The sequence below is a fragment of the Azospirillum sp. TSH20 genome (assembly GCF_003115935.1).
Classification (GTDB): Bacteria; Pseudomonadota; Alphaproteobacteria; order Azospirillales; family Azospirillaceae; genus Azospirillum.
In genome coordinates this window covers 1-17,650 of the sequence record NZ_LGQU01000046.1, presented here as the reverse complement: position 1 = coordinate 17,650, position 17,650 = coordinate 1, and the positions used below count along the sequence as shown (strand labels likewise).

General features: G+C 67.6%; 16 protein-coding genes and 1 tRNA gene. 11 read left to right on the top strand and 6 right to left on the bottom strand.

The genetic code is table 11. From position 1 onward, the window contains the following. Positions 1-142: 142 nt before the first annotated feature. Both TSH20_RS13325 and TSH20_RS13320 read right to left on the bottom strand, forming a co-directional pair. Complete coding sequence (locus tag TSH20_RS13325; RefSeq protein WP_109075200.1) at positions 143-1,438, bottom strand: transcription antitermination factor NusB; 1,296 nt, start codon at positions 1,436-1,438, stop codon at positions 143-145. 149 nt (positions 1,439-1,587) lie between these two features. Continuing rightward, positions 1,588-1,662: transfer RNA gene (locus TSH20_RS13320), tRNA-Gly, on the bottom strand. 188 nt (positions 1,663-1,850) lie between these two features. Here TSH20_RS13320 and TSH20_RS13315 point away from each other — a divergent pair. From TSH20_RS13315 to TSH20_RS13305, 3 genes are all read left to right on the top strand, one after another. Beyond that, positions 1,851-2,642 (top strand): enoyl-CoA hydratase-related protein, encoded by a 792-nt coding sequence (locus TSH20_RS13315; protein ID WP_109075199.1) that lies wholly within the window; start codon positions 1,851-1,853, stop codon positions 2,640-2,642. A gap of 308 nt (positions 2,643-2,950) precedes the next feature. Then, positions 2,951-4,417, top strand: coding sequence for a DHA2 family efflux MFS transporter permease subunit (locus TSH20_RS13310; protein ID WP_109075198.1), 1,467 nt, complete (start codon positions 2,951-2,953; stop codon positions 4,415-4,417). A 256-nt stretch (positions 4,418-4,673) separates the two neighbouring features. Then, on the top strand, positions 4,674-5,564 hold the full coding sequence (locus TSH20_RS13305) for a LysR family transcriptional regulator (RefSeq protein WP_109075197.1): 891 nt from the start codon (positions 4,674-4,676) through the stop codon (positions 5,562-5,564). A gap of 484 nt (positions 5,565-6,048) precedes the next feature. On the opposite strand, the gene TSH20_RS13300 is transcribed toward TSH20_RS13305, so the two are convergent. Together TSH20_RS13300 and TSH20_RS13295 are read right to left on the bottom strand one after the other, a co-directional pair. Next, positions 6,049-6,663 carry a Hint domain-containing protein gene (locus tag TSH20_RS13300; RefSeq protein WP_158281990.1) on the bottom strand — a complete coding sequence of 205 codons (615 nt, stop codon included), beginning with the start codon at positions 6,661-6,663 and terminating at the stop codon, positions 6,049-6,051. 137 nt (positions 6,664-6,800) lie between these two features. Beyond that, positions 6,801-6,998, bottom strand: coding sequence for a hypothetical protein (locus TSH20_RS13295; RefSeq protein ID WP_109075195.1), 198 nt, complete (start codon positions 6,996-6,998; stop codon positions 6,801-6,803). A 142-nt stretch (positions 6,999-7,140) separates the two neighbouring features. On the opposite strand from TSH20_RS13295, the gene TSH20_RS13290 reads away from it, so the two are divergent. The 4 genes from TSH20_RS13290 to TSH20_RS13275 all read left to right on the top strand — a co-directional run bounded on the left by TSH20_RS13290 (position 7,141) and on the right by TSH20_RS13275 (position 10,426). Then, positions 7,141-7,410 (top strand): ribbon-helix-helix domain-containing protein, encoded by a 270-nt coding sequence (locus TSH20_RS13290; RefSeq protein WP_085090410.1) that lies wholly within the window; start codon positions 7,141-7,143, stop codon positions 7,408-7,410. Between the two features lie 159 nt (positions 7,411-7,569). After that, positions 7,570-8,214, top strand: coding sequence for a hemolysin III family protein (locus TSH20_RS13285; protein WP_169055022.1), 645 nt, complete (start codon positions 7,570-7,572; stop codon positions 8,212-8,214). Between the two features lie 85 nt (positions 8,215-8,299). Continuing rightward, a complete protein-coding gene (locus tag TSH20_RS13280) occupies positions 8,300-9,826 on the top strand; it encodes a lysozyme inhibitor LprI family protein (protein WP_109075193.1) in 1,527 nt (508 codons plus the stop codon). A 141-nt stretch (positions 9,827-9,967) separates the two neighbouring features. Next, positions 9,968-10,426, top strand: a complete 459-nt coding sequence (locus TSH20_RS13275; protein ID WP_109075192.1) for a MarR family transcriptional regulator — start codon at positions 9,968-9,970, stop codon at positions 10,424-10,426. A 163-nt stretch (positions 10,427-10,589) separates the two neighbouring features. On the opposite strand, the gene TSH20_RS13270 is transcribed toward TSH20_RS13275, so the two are convergent. Beyond that, positions 10,590-11,579 carry a D-glycerate dehydrogenase gene (locus tag TSH20_RS13270; protein WP_109051890.1) on the bottom strand — a complete coding sequence of 330 codons (990 nt, stop codon included), beginning with the start codon at positions 11,577-11,579 and terminating at the stop codon, positions 10,590-10,592. Positions 11,580-11,825: 246 nt separating this feature from the next. Between TSH20_RS13270 and TSH20_RS13265 the strand changes: the two genes are divergently transcribed. The 4 genes from TSH20_RS13265 (at position 11,826) to TSH20_RS13250 (ending at position 16,388) form a co-directional block, all read left to right on the top strand. Further along, positions 11,826-12,371 carry an SH3 domain-containing protein gene (locus tag TSH20_RS13265; protein WP_247871551.1) on the top strand — a complete coding sequence of 182 codons (546 nt, stop codon included), beginning with the start codon at positions 11,826-11,828 and terminating at the stop codon, positions 12,369-12,371. 135 nt (positions 12,372-12,506) lie between these two features. Then, the gene (locus TSH20_RS13260) at positions 12,507-13,871 is read left to right on the top strand and encodes a protease (protein WP_109075190.1); all 1,365 of its coding nucleotides are present in this window, start codon (positions 12,507-12,509) and stop codon (positions 13,869-13,871) included. Positions 13,872-13,906: 35 nt separating this feature from the next. Continuing rightward, a complete protein-coding gene (locus TSH20_RS13255; RefSeq protein ID WP_109075189.1) occupies positions 13,907-15,091 on the top strand; it encodes an MFS transporter in 1,185 nt (394 codons plus the stop codon). Positions 15,092-15,152: 61 nt separating this feature from the next. Further along, on the top strand, positions 15,153-16,388 hold the full coding sequence (locus TSH20_RS13250) for an argininosuccinate synthase (RefSeq protein ID WP_109075188.1): 1,236 nt from the start codon (positions 15,153-15,155) through the stop codon (positions 16,386-16,388). A gap of 64 nt (positions 16,389-16,452) precedes the next feature. On the opposite strand, the gene TSH20_RS13245 is transcribed toward TSH20_RS13250, so the two are convergent. Next, positions 16,453-17,650: elongation factor G (locus TSH20_RS13245; RefSeq protein WP_109075187.1), on the bottom strand; the 1,198-nt coding region annotated here is incomplete at its 5' end.

Here is a 17,650-nt window from a genome sequence, read left to right as displayed (position 1 = left end):
GCGAGCGGCGTCGGCGGCCGGCGGAGGGTGATGATGCGGTGCGGGAGAACGCGGACGGAAGCATGGGTCGTGTCGTATCAATTCGCCGCCCGCACCGCAAGACGGGCCTGGGATTTATCCCGCGGTGCGGACCGCAAAAGCTTCAGTCCGAACGTCGGCGCAGGCGCGCCACGAAGAAGCCGTCGATCCCACCGAGGTCGGCCAGCATGCCCGGAAGGCTGCGGACCTCCCCCACCTCGTTGATCGGCTCCGACAGGCCGCCGAGTTCGTCGGCGGTCACAGGCCAACGCTCCACCCGCCTGTCCTGTTCCAGCAGACGGGCGATCTGCGCCTCCCCTTCCTCCGGCTGGATCGAGCAGGTGCAGTAGATCAGCGTGCCGCCGGGCTTCACCAGCTCGACCGAGCGGGCGAGCAGCCGCGACTGGGCGCGGGCCAGCTTGGCGATGTCGTCCGGCGTCTTGACGCGCAGGATGTCGGGATGGCGCCGGATCGCACCAGTCGCCGAGCAGGGCGCGTCGAGCAGAACAGCGTCGGCCGGCTCCTCCGGATCCCACGTCGCGGCGTCGGCGGCCAGCACCTCGGCCTCCAGACGCAGGCGCTTCAGGTTCTCCGTCACCCGCTCCAGCCGGCGGGCCGAGCGGTCGATGGCGGTGACCTGCGCGCCCTGCACCACCAGTTGCGCCGTCTTCCCACCGGGGGCGGCGCACAGGTCGAACACCCGCTTACCCCGAAGATCGCCGAACAGCTTGGCCGGCAGCGAGGCGGCGAGGTCCTGGATCCACCACTCCCCCTCATCGAAGCCGGGAAGCTCGGTCACCGACCCGCCCGGCGGACGGCGCAGCGAGCCGGTCGGCAGCAGGGTCGCGCCCAGCCGCTCGGCCCAGCCCTCCGGATCCGACTTTACCGTGATGTCGAGCGGCGCTTCGTGCAGGTGCGCCTCGACGATGCCGCGGGTGCGGGCGGTGCCATAGGCGGAACGCCAGGACAGCCACAGCCAGTCCGGCGTGTTCAGCCGCCCGGCATCCTGCCGCGCCGCCATCTCCGCCCCTTCGCGCCCGATGCGGCGCAGCACGGCGTTGATCAGCCCCTTGTAGGGAGCGGCGTTGCGCGCGGCGGCCAACTCTACCGCGGTGTCGACCGCGGCATGGGCGGGGGTGTTCAGGAACACCAGCTGCGCCGTGCCCAGCCGCAGCATGTCGTGGATGGCGGCCTTGGGCAGGCCCGGCTTGGCGAGGCTGGCCTGGATCATCTCGTCGATCTGGCCCAGCCGGCGCAGGACGGTGGCGACCAGCAGGCGGACGAAGCCGCGGTCGCGCGGCTGCAGCGCCGCCAGATCGGGATGCGCGTCGAACGCGTCGTCGAAGGGAACGGACTTGCGCAGCACGTCGCGCAGCAAGTCGAGCGCAACGCCGCGGGCGGCGAGGGAAGTGTCGGTCATGACTATGGATCTAGCGCGCCGGACGGCCAGTGTCGATAAGGGATGCCCGGTGTTTCCGGACAATGAAGACCAAAAAGCGGAGGTCGGAAAAGCGAAGGGCCGGTGCGTTGCCGCCCGGCCCTTAGGTCTTCGCTTCTCTACCGGAGAACTGGAGCGGGCGAAGGGATTCGAACCCTCGACCCCAACCTTGGCAAGGTTGTGCTCTACCCCTGAGCTACGCCCGCGCTCCCGTCGTCCGGGAGCCGCTTTCTACGGAAACGCGGCCTCCGCCGCAAGAGGAAAATTCACCCTCCCCTCACTTTTTTCGCGACGGCTTTCCCCTCCCCTGCTGCGCTGCGGCACCGGGCGTCTTGCGTCCCGGCGGAGGCGCGCTATGGTACGCAACCATACGGCAACGGATGGAGATTGCGGCATGGCCGGCACCATCACCCTGACCCGCGATGGAGCGGTCGCGACCCTGACCCTGTCCAACCCGGACAAGCTGAACGCCTTCGACAAGCCGATGTGGCATGCCCTGATCGGCCACCTGACAGCGCTTGAGGCCGACGAGGGAACCCGCGTCGTCGTGATGCGCGGCGGCCCCAGCTCCAACGGGTCGCGCACCTTCTCCCCGGGCGCCGACATCTCGGAGTTCGAGAGCGAGCGAAACAGCCCCGAACAGGGCGCCAGCTACGGCGACCTGATGGACGAGGGGCTGGACGGCCTGCGCGCCCTGCGCCACCCGGTTCTGGCCGCCATTGACGGTCCCTGCTGCGGCATCGGGCTGGCGGTGGCGCTGGCCTGCGACCTCAGGGTCTGTTCGGAGAGCAGCCGCTTCGGCGTGCCGGTCAGCCGGCTCGGCATCTCCATGGGACCGACGGAGCTGAAGCTGGTCGCCGACGTCGCCGGCGGCCCGGCGGCGCTGGAGATCCTGCTCGAGGGCCGCGTCTTCGGCGCGGCGGAGGCCAAGGACAAGAATCTCGTCCACCGGGTCGTCGCGGATGAGGGCTTCGAGGCGGAGATCGCCGCCACGATCCAGCGCATCGCCACCGGCGCGCCGCTGGCCGCCACCCTGCACAAGCGCTATGTCCGCCGCCTGTCCGACCCGGCGCCGCTGACCGAGGCCGAAATCGCCGAATGCTACCACTGCTTCGGCACCGAAGACTTCCGCGAGGGCTACCGCGCCTTCCTGGAGAAGCGGAAGCCGGTATTTACGGGACATTGATCTTTGGAAAGAGTGTAGTTGCGGCAGGCAAGATTTACACGGATTTAGACACGGATTACACGGATTTTTTCTTGCTCGTGGCAACGCCTTGACCTCTCCCGGCAAGCAAGGACCTGGGCAATGCCATATCCGTGAAATCCGTGCTTCAATCCGTGACATCCGTGTCGATCTTGCCCGCCGATCCAGCGCGCCCCAAGAATCACCTCCCCGACCTCGCTTACGCATGGCAGGGCTTTCGCATGTGCGATGGTCAATGCGGCGGAACGTCTCACATTCGTAGGGCTCCGTTCCCTGCCTGACGGTCCGTCATGTCGCGCGTCACCCCGCTAATCATCGCCTGCGCCCTGTTCATGGAGAACCTCGACTCGACGGTGATCGCCACGGCGCTGCCGGCGATCGCGCGGTCGATGGGCGAGGATCCCCTGCGGCTCAGCCTGGCGATGACCTCCTACATGCTGGCGCTGGCGGTGTTCCTGCCGGTCAGCGGCTGGGCGGCCGACCGCTATGGCGCGCGCACCGTCTTCGCCAGCGCCATCGCCGTCTTCATGGCGGGGTCGATCGCCTGCGGCCTGTCGAACGGGCTGGTGGAACTGGTGGCTGCCCGCATCCTCCAGGGCATCGGCGGCGCGATGATGGTCCCGGTCGGCCGGCTGATCCTGCTGCGCACGGTGCCGAAGGACCAGCTGGTGACGGCGATGGCGCGGATGACCCTGCCGGCGCTGATCGGGCCGGCGCTGGGGCCGCTGGTGGGCGGCGCGATCACCACCTATGCCTCCTGGCGCTGGATCTTCTTTATCAACGTGCCGATCGGGCTGGTCGGCATCGCGCTGGTGCTGGCGCTGATCCCCAACCTGAAGGAGGAGCAGCGCGACCCCTTCGACGCCCGCGGCTTCCTGTGGAGCGCGATTGCGCTGGCGGCCTTCATGTTCGGTTTCGAGAATATCGGGCGCGACCTGCTGCCGGCCAGCGCGGTGGCGATCCTGCTGGTGGTGGCGCTGCTGGCGACGCTGGCCTACCTGCGCCATGCCCGCCGGGTGGTGCGGCCGGTGCTCGACCCGTCGCTGTTCCGGCTGCCGACCTATCGCGCCTCGGTCCTGGGCGGCACGCTGTTCCGCGTCGGCAACGGCGCGGTGCCCTTCCTGATGCCGGTGATGCTGCAGATCGGCTTCGGCCTGACCGCCTTCGAGTCGGGAGCGCTGACCTTCGCCGGTGCGGCGGGGGCGCTGACCATGAAGGCGCTGGCCGGCCCGATCCTGCGGCGCTTCGGCTTCCGTCTGGTGCTGACCCTCAATTCGCTGGTCAGCGGTGCGATCCTGGCCAGCTACGGCGCCTTCCGTCCCGACACGCCGCATCTGGTGATCCTGGGCGCGCTGCTGGTGGGCGGCTTCTTCCGCTCGCTGCAGTTCACCGGGATGAACACGCTGAGCTATGCCGAGGTGCCGCAGCCGATGACCAGCCGCGCCAACACGCTGGCCAGCGTGATGCAGCAGCTGTCGCTGAGCCTGGGCGTCGCCGTCGGCGCCACCGCGCTGCACCTGACCACCCAGTGGAGCGGCGGCGCCCTGACCCCCGCCACCTTCGTTCCCGCCTTCCTGACGGTGGGGCTGATGGCCTGCGCCTCCAGCCTGCCCTTCTGGCGCCTGCCCGCCGATGCCGGCAACGAGATCAGCGGGCATATCGGCAGCGCCCGCCCTGAAACACGCCCCGAAACGCGGCATGACGCTGCCCGCAACGCGACGGTCAAGACCGCCGCCCTGACCGACGCCGCGGATTAGCAAAGATGGGGGCGAATGGCCGCCGTCCCATTTCCGAGCATCGCAAACACCCCTATCCATTATACGGATATGCCCGGATCGCTGTGACTTCGGATGAGAATAATTCCGGCGATCATGATTAATTTTCGTGCGAGTCGCTTTTACTAGCGCGTGCGTTCCGGGCGCGTTCCCGCTATAAACATGCATGGCGGCCATGCGCCGTCCTCAAGATAAACGGGAGGCTCCGGGCGGCTGCGCATCGGGGCGGGACAGCATGATGGATTGGGACAAGCTGCGGGTATTCCACGCGGTGGCCGAAGCCGGCAGCTTCACGCATGCCGGCGAGACGTTGAACCTCAGCCAGTCGGCGGTCAGCCGCCAGATCAGCGCGCTCGAGGAAAGCCTGGGCGTTCCGCTGTTTCACCGCCACGCCCGCGGGCTGATCCTGACCGAACAGGGCGAGTTGCTTCACCGCACCGCCCGCGACGTGTTCGCCAAGCTGTCGATGACCGAAGCGATGCTGACCGAAAGCCGGGAGCATCCCAAGGGACCGCTGCGGGTGACGACGACCGTCGCCTTCGGATCGACCTGGCTGACGCCGCGCATCAACGAGTTCATGTCGATCTACCCCGACATCCAGCTGACGCTGCTGATCGACGACGACGAGCTGGACCTGGCGATGCGCGAGGCGGATATCGCCATCCGCATGAACACGCCGCGCCAGCCGGACCTGATCCAGCGGCACCTGATGTCGATCCGCTTCCACCTCTATGCCAGCCAGAGCTACCTGAAGAAAAAGGGCACGCCCAAGACGGCGGCCGAGCTGGACAATCACGACCTGATCACCTATCCGCCCGACGTGCGGGCGCCGATTCCGAACGTCAACTGGATCATGGAGGTCGGCGACCCCTCGCCCAACCGGAAGCCGATCCTGCAGGTCAACAGCGTCTACGCCATCTATCGCGCGGTGGAGAGCGGGCTCGGCATCGGCGCGCTGCCGGACTTCCTGGTCGACAGCTTCTCCAAGGACGTGACCCGGATCCTGCCGGACGTCGACGGGCCGAAGGTCGACGCCTACTTCGTCTATGCCGAAGAATTGCGCCATTCCAAGCGCATCGCGGTCTTCCGCGACTTCCTGGTTAAAAAAGTGGCAGAAACTCCGTTCTGACCTCAAACAATTTTCAATGATCCCGTAAGAGAATTGCCGAAATCGACGATGTCTTTCCGACTTTCCGGAGCGGCATCGTCGATTTCGGCATTTTTATTAGCCTTCTAAGGATATTTTGAAGCCATGCGCGTCTTGCATGGTAGATTTATATATTTGTGCCTGGAAAGTTGGCAGCAGAATGGTCAAATTTTGATCGTTGGATGTTGCGACGCAGCATCCGATGTTTCGTCCCGGAGGTCTCCCCTCCGGGGTTGGGTCCTCGGACCCAGCGTCTCCCAGACGTGAAGCCTCCCTGTTCAACTCGCCGCTAATCCAATGGGTTAGCGGCGGTTTTTTTATGTGCGCAGGGTCTGGGCCACTCCGGGGGAACGGTCAAACCGCATTTCCGCTCCCCTACGGCGACGGACACCTCATGGCCAAGCTGTCGACGCACAAAGGGCCGCCCCATGGGACGGCCCCCTGTTCACGCTCGACAGCCTGCCCCTCAAGCCATCTCGGCCAGCTGGATCTGCTCGGCGCGGTCGTTCACCTTGGTGCGGATCCGCTCCAGCGCAGCCAGCGGAATGTCGATCTTCACGCAGGGTTCCTGAACGCGCGGATCGTCTCCCGGATACAGCGCCTCATACTCGGCGGCATTGTCGTAGGCTTGGCGGTTGTCCGCTTCGAGATAGGTCTCGACCGGCAGCCCCTCGGCATACATGCCGTCATGGCTGTCGAGTTCGATGTGGAAATATTCGATCTCCTCCATCGCATCGACCTGCCGGATCGACGAGCCGTTGATCAGCAGGCGGGCCGATACACCATACTCGCCGATCAGCAGCGCATGGCTGGGGGAGATGTAGAGGTCGCGGGCGGGCAGGTCCCGGGCGATGGCGCCGCGGGCGATCCGGACCGGCAGGTGAACCTTGCGCAGATGCTCGGTGTCTAAGGACGACCCCGCCAGCAGGCGGCGGCCGATCCAGCGGATCGAACGGAACTCGCCGGTCACAGACGACTGGATCAGATCGCCGATCTTCAGGCTGTCGACAGGCACGTCGCCAAACATGGAACGGACGTAGGTGCCGCGGAGAATGCAGGTCGGAGTGGGAAGGGGAGTCATTGTATTGAAAAGCCCCATGTCATTTCGATGAGTCTTCCACCGGCCGTGCCAAGCTTCACGATGCCCGGCACGGCGGTGGCGTACTCCGAAAAGGTTACTCCGTTAAGCAATCCGCGGGGCGGCGAAGTTGTGCGGATTTATGACTGCCGGTGACCAATTGTCGCAGATGCGCCGGCGGACGACTGCGGCATTTCGTCCGGTTCCTGCTCTTCCAGCGCCGCCCGAGCAAGGGCGAGGATATTGTCCAGCCGGATCACCAGCTCGTTCTCGCACAGGGCTGAACGTGCTGATGCGGCTTCGTTTATGATCGCCCGCAAGGCGTCGCATTGTGTCATGTCGACCTCCGATCCCGTGGTACCCGCTTGTCCGTTTGATAGAACTCCACCCGACAGGTCCCCATTCCCTGTGAAAAACTTCACAGCACGCATCCCGCCGTTTCACATACCCATTTATGCATCGGCAACGGAGGGCTCCCCCATGCACATGCGCAATATCAGGGTGAACGGCAAGCGGACCAGCATGAAGCTGATGCCGGTCGAGTGGGAGTCGCTCGAGGAAATCTGCGCCCGCGAGAACATGACGATGAGCGAACTGGTGTCGAAGATCGATGCCGAACGCCAGGACTGCGACAACCTCACCGGCTGTGTCCGCGTCTATGCGCTGTGTTATTTCCGCAAGGCCGCCAGCCTGTCGGAGCCGATGCCCCGCCACCGCGCGCCCGCAGCCGTGGCCTTCGCGGCGGAATAACCACCCGGCCCATCCCGCATAAGCAGTTTGCCGAAGTACCGGCCGCCGGGGTCCGACCATCGGACAGGACCCGTGGCGCTGCCGCGGCCGGCACACCATGTTCGACGCAGGCCCCGTTCCGGCGGCCATCCTCCTTGCGTCGACCGAGATGGTGTGCCGATGCCGGATGCCGATCAGTTTCCCGTCTACAGCGCCGCCGAGCGGCGGGCGGATGCGGCCGTTCATGCCATCGGGGTAACGGCGGGCGTCGCCGGCTTCGTCTGGCTGCTGAATGCCGGCGTGTTCTCCGGGGCGGTTCCGGTCCACACGGCGCTGGCGCTGGTCATCTACGGATTGGGGTTGGTGGGGATGCTGACGGCGTCCGCCGCCTACAACCTCGCCCCGCCCGGCCTGGGCAAGGCGCTGCTGCGGCGGATCGACCATGCCATGATCTTCGTGATGATCGCCGGCACCTACACGCCCTTCACGCTGGGGCTGGGCCAGGGGATCGGGCTGGGCGGCGCCGTGTGGGGCGGGGCAGCCGTCGGCGCGACGCTGAAGCTGCGCTTTCCGGGCCGCTTCAACCGGCTGGGGCTGGCGCTCTATCTCGGGCTCGGCTGGGCGGTCGTCACCGCGCTGGAACCCTTGGGCACGGCATTGTCGACCCCCGCCCTGTGGCTGCTGATCGCCGGCGGGCTGGTCTACACCATCGGCGTCGTCTTTCACCTGATGGAGCGGATGCCCTACAACAACGCGGTCTGGCACCTGCTGGTGCTGGCCGCCGCCAGTTGCCACTTCGCCGCGATCACAGTGGCGTTTCTCTGATTGGCGTTCCTCTGAAATGCCGGGGCCGCAGAGGACAAGCGGCCGCCGATTCCGTATCTTCCGCGGATCACGATCCAAGGGAGACATGATGGCCAACATGGGACCATCCTTCCGCCTGTCGCCGGCCAGCGCGGCACTGGCCTTAGTGACCGCGGTTCTCATGACCGGCACGGTCGGCACCGCGCGGGCCGAGCCGTCCTTCGATTGCAAGGCGGCCGCCACGCCGGTTGAAAAGGCGATCTGCGCCGATTCCAAACTGGCCGATGCCGACCGCGAGATCGCCGACGCCTACAAAACCTTGCAGGATCTGTCGGGCACCGCCGATCGCGAGCGGCTGCGCACGGAGCAGCGGGCATGGCTGGCCCAGCGCAACCAGTGTGCGACGGCGCCCTCCCCCGGCACCTGCCTTGGCCCGGTGCTGGACGCCCGGCGCACGGCCCTGTCCGAGTCGGTGCCCAAGGCGGTCGCCGCGGTGACCACCATCATCGACGGCATCGCCGCCGACCCGGCCGGTGCCGCCAAGCGGCTGGCCGAGATCCGCGGCGGGCTGGGCAAGGGATGGAGCGCCTATCTGCTGCGCTTCGGCCCCTCCCCCGACCGCGCCAAGGCGGATACGCTGCTGCGCGACGCCATCGCGGGCATCGACGATTCCTATGCCCGCGAAACCGCGTCCGGCGTCGATCTCGCCACCGACGACGGCTTCCTCACCGCACTCCGCGTCGTCAGCGACGATGTGGAGATGGCCTGGCCCTGCTCGGTGATGGAAAAGCGGGGGGCGGCGGCCTGGAAGGCGATGGAGCCGCTATACGGCAGCAACCGCGACAATTTCGGCGCCTATCCTGCCTGCCCCGACGACAACGCCCTGCTCGCCTCTCCGGATTGGAAGGCGCTGGACGAGCTGTTCGCGCCGATGCTGGAGGCGGCCTCCAACCGCACCGGCACCATCCGCTTCGCGGCCTACCGCCAGATGGGCATCGATCGCATGAAGTCGGCGGTCGATCCGCGTCTGTTCGTCGCCGACGCACCGGAACTGGCAACGCTGGTGAAGGACACCGCCGGCTGGTCCAACCCGCGCTGGATCGCGCCCGGCTGGGGCGATCGCCTGCGCAAGGCGGTGGACGCGGCGGTCACGGCCTGGACGCCGCAGATCGCCGCCCGCTACGGCATGACCAAGCCGGAGGCCCGCCGGGTGGCCGAGGCGGTGGCCGCGCAGGGGCTGAGCGGCAGCGTCGGCCTGATCACCGACAATCTGGAACTCCAGAAGGACACCCGCCTCCCCGACTGGCTGCGCGGCAGCTGGAGCTGGAACGGCGGCGGGTCCGAGGACACGCCCTTCACCGGTCCCGCCGGAAAGGCGCGCATCGACGAGACCTCCATCTGCGTCGGCAGCGAGTGCGGCGGCTATGACGTCGCCGGCCAGGGGGAGGACGCGCCTTTCGACCCCAAGGAGATGCCGAAGGACGTCAAGCCCGCCCCGAACGCCGCCCGCCAAGCGGTCAGCCTTGCTCCGGTGTCGGCCGGCTCCAGCCTGACCATCGTCCCGCTCGCCGGCGGCAATCTGCTGGTCACCGGTACGGCCAAGCCGGTGGTGCTGAAACGCGAGGGGAAATAGACCGACTCCGGCGCCGGCTGTTCTTCCCCCAGGATCGCGAAAGTCTCGAACGCGAAAGTCTTGCCTGCATCGTTCGGGTAGGCGACACTTCGCGGCGCGTGCTGCGGTTGCGGAACCGGGCGCGGCTTTCCGGGGGGAGGCATGGCACGGAACCTCAAGGCGCTCGGGTTGTGGCGCACCGCGCTGGTCGCCAGCGTCCGCAAGGACGCGCCGGACCTGTCGGCGCGGCAGCTGGCGATCCTTCTCCAGGTCTATCTGACCGACCCGCCGCACACGGTGCGCGGTCTGGCATCCCTGCTGAACATTTCGAAGCCGGCGGTGACCCGCGCGCTCGACCGCCTGTCGGTACTGGGCTTCGTCAAGCGCAAGCGCGATGCGGAGGACAAGCGCAACGTGCTGGTCCAGCGCACCGTGAAGGGCAGCGTCTATCTGTCCGATTTCGCCGAGCTGGTGATCGCCGCCGGCGCCGTCGCGCCGGAGGACATGGCCCGCATCCAGGCCGACGAGGAACTGGCCGCCGCCGCCAAGGCAAGGCTGGAGGCGGCATTGCAGGATGTACCGACGCGGGAGGCCGCCGCACTGGAAGCCTCCGCATCCTGAGCGGTCCCAGGTCAGCCCATGACAACTGGCACGTCTTCGCTGAAGCCATCATCCCCGCGAAGGCGGGGATCCAGGCACTCCATCAAGGAAACCAAAGGGCAAGCTGAATTCCCGCCTTCGCGGGAATGACGGACGATAAGGCGCCGATTGCCCCATTTCTTCCTTACAGCAGCGCTTCCAGCACGCGGTCGGGCGGGGCGTGGCCGTCGGTGAAGGTCTTGATGTTGATCACCACCTTCTCGCCCATGTCGATGCGGCCCTCGATGGTGGCGGAGCCCATGTGCGGCAGCAGGACGACATTGTCCAGCCGCAGGAGCTTCGGGTTGACCGCCGGCTCATGCTCGAACACGTCCAGGCCGGCACCGGCGATCTCGCCCTTCGACAGCATGCGGGTCAGCGCCACCTCGTCGATCACCTCGCCGCGCGAGGTGTTGACGATGTAGCAGTGCGGGCGCAGCAGCTTCAGCCGGCGTTCCGACAGCAGGTGATAGGTGGCCGGCGTGTGCGGGCAGTTGATCGACACGATGTCCATCCGCGCCAGCATCTGATCCAGGCTGGACCAGTAGGTCGCCTCCAGCTCCTGCTCCAGCTCCGGATGGACGCGGCGGCGGTTGTGGTAATGGATCGACATGCCGAAGGCGCGCGCCCGCTTGGCCAGCGCCGAGCCGATGCGGCCCATGCCCAGGATGCCCAGCCGCTTGCCGCTGATGCGGTGGCCCAGCATGGTGGTCGGCCCCCAGCCGGTCCATTGGCCGGAGCGGACCAGACGCTCGCCCTCCGCCACGCGGCGCGCGGTGGCCAGCAGCAGCGCCATGGTCATGTCGGCGGTGTCCTCGGTCAGGACGCCGGGGGTGTTGGTCACGACGATGCCGCGCTCGCGCGCCGCCTTCAGGTCGATGTGGTCGACGCCGGTGCCGAAGGAGGCGATCAGCCGCAGCTGCGGCCCGGCGGCTTCGATCAGCGCGCGGTCGATGCGGTCGGTGACGGTGGGCACCAGCACCTCGGCGATGTTCATCGCATCCTGCATCTGGGCCGGGGTGAGCGGCACGTCGTCCGGATTGAGCCGGGTGTCGAACAGCTCCATCATCCGCGTCTCGATGACGTCCGGCAGCTTGCGGGTGACGACAACGAGCGGCTTCTTCTTGTCGGTCATCGGTGCTGGTCCTCCCTTGCCCCGGCCCGCCCGCATCGAGGTCCCGGCACGGGCTGCTCCGGTCCATGGTTGCCATACCAAGCGGTCGTGGGACTGTCCAGAAGTCCGTCGCGAAAGACCGGCCTGCGAGAGGGAGATTGCAGCCTTGGATTGGGGTGGCGGACCGGGGGTGGCGGCGCTTGCCCAATCGAACGGGTGGTCTCTATAGTGCGGCCCGGTTTTTCCCTCGTCAGCTCCGGTGCCGCCATGCCTGTCCGCCGCTCCGTCCTCGCCTCCCTGGCCCTGATTCTGGGGGTGGGCATGGGGCTTGCCGCGGGCGGCGCAGTTACCGGCGCGGGCGCGGCGTTCGCCGCGGAAAGCAAGGATCCGACCCATGCGTCGGGCCTGCCGATCCCCCGCTTCGTCACCGTGCGCGTCGGCGAGGTGAACCTGCGCTCCGGCCCCAACGGCAGCTATCCCATCGAATGGGTCTTCAAGCGCAAGGACATGCCGGTTGAGATCATCCAGGAATTCGACACCTGGCGCCGCATCCGCGACTGGGAGGGGGCGGAAGGCTGGGTTCACCAGAGCGCGCTGTCCGGCCGCCGCGGCATCCTGATCGTCGGCCAGACCCGCGCGATCTTTGAGTCGCCGCGCGGCGACAGCGCCGTGGTGGCGCGGGCCGAGCCCGGCGTCGTCGGGTCGCTGAAGAAGTGCCGCGACGAGTGGTGCGAGGTCGAGGTGAAGGGCTATCGCGGCTGGATGAAGCGTACCGATTTCTGGGGCACCTATCCCGGCGAGAAGATCGAGTAGTCGACCGCATCGTTCGGTAATCATCGCGTCGGCAGACCGGTATCCTGCACCGATACCAGCGTTGACAGCAACCGGTTACAGGATCACCAGTCTAGAGATGCACAGATCCGTGCTTCTCGCGATTCCGGCGATGCGATGCTGAAGCTTGCGTTTCTGCTGATCGGCCCTCGGGCCTTTCGGTCCCACTGGTATGTGATCGCCGTGCTCGGCCTGCTGTCGATGGGGTTGGGGCTGGCGTTGGCACTGAATGCTTCCGTCGGGCTGACCCAGGTGATCTACAGCTTCCTGGGACTGGTCTTCACGGCGGCCGGTGCCGTAAGCCTGCTGATGGCCCTCTCCGCGTCCTTGGGGGCAAACCGGCGCTTCGCCCTGGCACGGTCGGTGCTGGCGATCCTTGCCGGCGGATTGCTGCTGGCCTCGCCGCTGTTGAACGGCTGGGCGCTGGCCTTGCCTCTCGCCATCGTCCTGGCGCTCGACGGGGCGAACCGGGCGGCGGCGGCGGCAGTGTTCCGCGTGCGGAACTGGCGGCTCCTGATCCTCTGCGGGCTGGCGGAACTGGCGCTGGCGGCGATGATGATGACGGAATGGCCGCTGCCCTCCGACCGCAACACGCCACTGTGCATCGGACTGTTCATCGGCCTGTCGGGCTGGCTTCTGCTGCGGCTGGGGGTGATGCTGCGCAACCTGGAGGACGAGGCGGCAATCCTCAACCTGCCGCTCTTTTCCGGCCGGGGCTGGTACGACAATGCCCCCGTTCTGGTGGGCGACAGTCCGGAACCGGCCGGCCGTCACGACCGGCCGCTGGTGGTGCGGGTGTGGACCCCGGTCGCCTCCGCCACCGCGCCGCTGGACAGGCGGCTGGTGATCGACCGCTACATCGCCGCCATCGACCGCAACGGCGTGGTGTCCACCGGCCACTCCGCATTGGAATTGGCGCCCGACCTGTATATCAGCCACTATCCGGCCAACGAGATCGACCAGTCCGGCGTCAGCTTCGTGACCGCGTTGCGCAGCGGCACCGAAAACGACGTGCCCGGCCGCTTCCTGCCGTCCTACGAGGAAGAGATCGCCGACTGGTGCCCCGCCGATTCGACCGTGGAGCTGTGGACCTACGATCGCTGGCGTCTGCGGGCATTCTGGGCCGGATACCGGCAGGACAGCACCTACAACCTCTCCAACCGGAACTGTTCGGTCGTCGTCGCCGCCGCATTGGACGCGACGCTGGAAGGTGCCTTGGCCAGCCGCTTCCCCTGGGTGCGTCTGCTGCGCCTGCTGATGGATCCCGATATCTGGGTCGCCTCCCTGATCCGCAGCCGTGCCGATGCGATGAGTTGGACGCCGGGCTTCGTGCTGGACTATGCGGCGGCGTTGGCCCGCGTCGTCGACCGCCCCGACCGGTCCTGGCACCGCCGGCTCGGCGGCTTTCTCGGACAGCTGCGCGGCACCGCCCGTCCGCCGGAAGGCGGCATGGAGGGCCGGCCGGATACGCAGCCGTCATGACCGATACCCATCACCTTATTGAAAAAGGAGCAGGCATGACATCGGAGCCGACAGCGGATGACGGCGGCCTGCTGTCGCGCGCCGCGGTGATCGCCACGGCGATGATGTTCGGGCTGACCTACAGCCTCAGCGCCGCCCTGATCGCGCTGGATCTGTCGCGGCAGAACCTGAGCGACCTGACCATCGGCGCCAACGCGGCGATGCATGCGCTGGGCGTGCTGGCGATGGCGGTGCTGCTGCCGCGGATCGTGGCGCGGCTGGGCATCCGCCGGCTGGTCATCCTGGCACTGGCGGGGGCGGCGGTTCTGCTGGCCCTGTTCCCCGCCACCCCGATCTGGATCTGGTTTCCCCTGCGCATCCTGCTGGGCGCCGCGTCGGAAACCCTGTTCGTCCTGTCGGAGACCTGGACCAACAGCCTGAGCAGCGAGGGCAGCCGCGCCCGCGCCATGGCGGTCTACACCGCGGCGCTGTCCTCCGGCTTCGCGCTGGGGCCGCTGATGCTGTCGCTGCTGGGCTCCGGCGGGGCTCTGCCCTATCTGGCCGGCGCCGGTGTCGCCTCCGCCGCGGCGCTGCTGGTCGCCTCCCCCCGCATCCGGGCGCCGGAGTTCGAGCGGCCGTCGCGCGAGGGGCCGTTGCACTTCATCCGGCTGGCCCCGGTCGCCATCGGCGCCATCGTGCTGAATGCCGCCATCGAGACGGCCGGGCTGTCCTTCCTGGCGATCTACGCCACCAAACTCGGCTGGTCGGAGACCGGAGCGACCAGCCTGATGTCCTGCATGATGATCGGCGCCATCCTGCTGCAGCTTCCCATCGGCTGGCTGGGCGACAAGATGGACCGGCTGACGCTGGTGATCGGGCTGGCGGTCTGCGCCGCGCTGGGGGCGCTGGTCTGGCCGGTCGCGCTGATGAGCGAGGTCGCGACCTACGCGCTGCTGTTCGTCTGGGGCGGCGCTTTCGTCGGCGTCTACACCATCATGCTGGCCATCGTCGGCAGCCGGTTCCAGGGATCGGAACTGGTGGGGATCTATGCCGCGATGGGGCTGATGTGGGGCGTCGGCGCGCTGGCTGGGCCGGTGCTGGCCGGGGCGGCGATGGAGCTGACCCGGCACGGGCTGGCCTTCTTCGCCGCTGGCGCCTGTCTGGCCTTCGCCGCGTCGGCGCTGCGCCATAGGACGGCGGAAGGCCGCCCGGATGGCACCCAACCGGGCACGGGGGCTTGAAGGCGGGCGGGAAAGGCCGTACGGTCGCCACCTTACCTTTCTCTACTGCAAGAGCAGTCCAATGAGCGGCGCGTCCGGCAAACAGATCAAGAAAGTGGTGCTCGCCTATTCGGGCGGCCTCGACACCTCGGTCATCCTGAAGTGGCTGCAGGAAACCTATTCCTGCGAGGTGGTGACCTTCACCGCCGACCTCGGCCAGGGCGAGGAGTTGGAGCCCGCCCGCAAGAAGGCCGAGCTTCTGGGCATCAAGCCGGAAAACATCTTCATCGACGACCTGCGCGAGGAATTCGTGCGGGACTTCGTCTTCCCGATGTTCCGCGCCAACACGCTCTATGAGGGCACCTACCTGCTCGGCACCTCGATCGCCCGGCCGCTGATCGCCAAGCGCCAGATCGAGATCGCCAATATGGTCGGCGCCGACGCCGTCGCCCATGGCGCCACCGGCAAGGGCAACGATCAGGTCCGTTTCGAGTTGGGCTATTACGCCCTGCGCCCGGACATCACGGTCATCGCGCCGTGGCGCGAATGGACCCTGAACAGCCGCACCACGCTGCTGGACTACGCCGAGAAGAACCAGATTCCGATCGCGAAGGACAAGCGCGGCGAGGCGCCCTACTCCACCGACGCCAACCTCCTGCACATCTCGTACGAGGGCAAGGCGCTGGAGGACCCGTGGGTCGAGCCGGACGAGGACATGTACACCCGCTCCGTCGCCCCGGAAAAGGCGCCGGACACCCCGACCTACATCGAGGTCGAGTTCAAGAACGGTGACGCGGTCGCCATCGACGGCAAGGCGCTGTCGCCGGCGGCCCTGCTGACCGAGCTGAACCGGCTCGGCGGCGAGAACGGCATCGGCCGCCTCGATCTGGTCGAGAACCGCTATGTCGGCATGAAGTCGCGCGGCGTCTACGAGACCCCGGGCGGCAGCATCCTGCTGGTGGCGCATCGCGCGATGGAGAGCATTACCCTCGACCGCGGTGCCGGGCACCTGAAGGACGAGCTGATGCCGCGCTACGCCGAGCTGATCTATTGCGGCTATTGGTGGAGCCCGGAGCGTCTGGCCATCCAGGCGCTGATCGACCAGACCCAGTCGCTGGTCAACGGCACCGTCCGTCTGAAGCTGTTCAAGGGCAACGTCACGGTCGTCGGCCGCAAGTCGCCGAACTCGCTGTACCGCATGGACTATGTGACCTTCGAGCAGGACAGCGTCTACAACCAGAAGGACGCGGAAGGCTTCATCAAGCTGAACGCGCTCCGCCTGCGTCTGGGCGCGATGGCCAAGCAGAAGATCGGCTGATCCATCGGCTGATCCAGGGACCGGCTCCACCGCCCGCCAGCCGGGCGGTGGAGCGTTCCTCCGTTTACTGTACCGCCAGCATGTCGCGGCGGATTTCCACGGCACGGTCGGCCGCCTTGCCGACCACCTCCTGAAGCCGTTCGAACTCGGCGCTGTAGCTGCCGACGCCGAAGGTCAGCGACCGCAGCTCCACGATCAGATCCTGCATGTCAGCCTGCGGCATGCACGCCTTCACCTCGTCCCAGCCGGGCCAGCCCGGCCGCGCATCGAAGCCCAGAAGCTGGCCGCGCCGGCCGCTGACCAGACGCTGCACCTTGGGCGTGAAGGCGCTGGGCACCGCGATGGTGACGGTCAGGATCGGTTCCAGCAGCACCGGCTCGCAGGTCGGCAGCGAGTCGGCCATCGCCTGCCGCGCCACCGTCTTGAACGCCATGTCGGAGCTGTCGACGGCGTGGAACTGGCCGCCGGTCAGCGTCACCGCGAAGTCGACCACCGGGAAACCCAGCGGCCCGCGCACCGCCGCCTCGCGCACGCCGGTCTCCACCGCCGGGATGTACTGGCGCGGCACGGCGCCGCCGACCACCGCATCCTCGAACTGGATGCCCGACCCGCGCGGCAGCGGCCGGACCTCGACATGGATGTCGGCGAACTGGCCGTGGCCGCCGGTCTGGCGCTTGAAGCGGGCGTGGTGGCTGGTGCCCTTGCGGATCGTTTCCTTATAGGGGACCTGCGGCGGCTGGCCTTTCACCGCCACATTGAAGCGGCTGCGCAGCCGGTCCATCGCCAGCTTCAAATGGACGTCGCCCTGCCCCCACAGCACCAGTTCGCCGGTCTCGGCCGACTGGTCGAGCGTCAGGGACGGGTCCTCCTCCTGCAGCTTCTGCAGGGCGGCGGACAGCTTCACCTCGTCGTTGCGGTTCTCGGCGCGCAGCGCCAGACCATGCACCGGCGGGGCGGCGGCCGGCCAGTCGGCGGGGGGGCCGAGGTTGGTCTTCTCGGTCAGCCGGTCGCCGGTCGCCGCCTTCTCCAACCGGCCGAGCGCCACCAGATCGCCGGCGACCGCCTGCGGCACCTTGGTCTGGTCGCGGCCGAACAGTTGGAAGATGCCGGACACCCGCTCGCCACCCAGCGTCATGCCGTCGGTGACGGTGCCGCGCCAGACGCGGGCGAGGCTGAGCTTCCCGGCATGGGAGCCCATCATCGTCTTCACCACCTGCGCCGCCACCGCCGTATTGGCGGGGATGTCGATGCGGGCCGCGGGG

What these genes read in the sequence shown, in the direction of transcription:
- TSH20_RS13315 (WP_109075199.1), top strand. Translation starts at nt 1,851, where the DNA reads ATGGCCGGCACCATCACCCTGACCCGCGATGGAGCGGTCGCGACCCTG.
- TSH20_RS13325 (WP_109075200.1), bottom strand. Translation starts at nt 1,438, where the DNA reads ATGACCGACACTTCCCTCGCCGCCCGCGGCGTTGCGCTCGACTTGCTG.
- TSH20_RS13260 (WP_109075190.1), top strand. Translation starts at nt 12,507, where the DNA reads ATGCTGAAGCTTGCGTTTCTGCTGATCGGCCCTCGGGCCTTTCGGTCC.
- TSH20_RS13290 (WP_085090410.1), top strand. Translation starts at nt 7,141, where the DNA reads ATGCACATGCGCAATATCAGGGTGAACGGCAAGCGGACCAGCATGAAG.
- TSH20_RS13265 (WP_247871551.1), top strand. Translation starts at nt 11,826, where the DNA reads ATGCCTGTCCGCCGCTCCGTCCTCGCCTCCCTGGCCCTGATTCTGGGG.
- TSH20_RS13285 (WP_169055022.1), top strand. Translation starts at nt 7,570, where the DNA reads ATGCCGGATGCCGATCAGTTTCCCGTCTACAGCGCCGCCGAGCGGCGG.
- TSH20_RS13280 (WP_109075193.1), top strand. Translation starts at nt 8,300, where the DNA reads ATGATGGCCAACATGGGACCATCCTTCCGCCTGTCGCCGGCCAGCGCG.
- TSH20_RS13295 (WP_109075195.1), bottom strand. Translation starts at nt 6,998, where the DNA reads ATGACACAATGCGACGCCTTGCGGGCGATCATAAACGAAGCCGCATCA.
- TSH20_RS13310 (WP_109075198.1), top strand. Translation starts at nt 2,951, where the DNA reads ATGTCGCGCGTCACCCCGCTAATCATCGCCTGCGCCCTGTTCATGGAG.
- TSH20_RS13305 (WP_109075197.1), top strand. Translation starts at nt 4,674, where the DNA reads ATGGATTGGGACAAGCTGCGGGTATTCCACGCGGTGGCCGAAGCCGGC.
- TSH20_RS13275 (WP_109075192.1), top strand. Translation starts at nt 9,968, where the DNA reads ATGGCACGGAACCTCAAGGCGCTCGGGTTGTGGCGCACCGCGCTGGTC.
- TSH20_RS13300 (WP_158281990.1), bottom strand. Translation starts at nt 6,663, where the DNA reads ATGACTCCCCTTCCCACTCCGACCTGCATTCTCCGCGGCACCTACGTC.
- TSH20_RS13255 (WP_109075189.1), top strand. Translation starts at nt 13,907, where the DNA reads ATGACATCGGAGCCGACAGCGGATGACGGCGGCCTGCTGTCGCGCGCC.
- TSH20_RS13270 (WP_109051890.1), bottom strand. Translation starts at nt 11,579, where the DNA reads ATGACCGACAAGAAGAAGCCGCTCGTTGTCGTCACCCGCAAGCTGCCG.
- TSH20_RS13250 (WP_109075188.1), top strand. Translation starts at nt 15,153, where the DNA reads ATGAGCGGCGCGTCCGGCAAACAGATCAAGAAAGTGGTGCTCGCCTAT.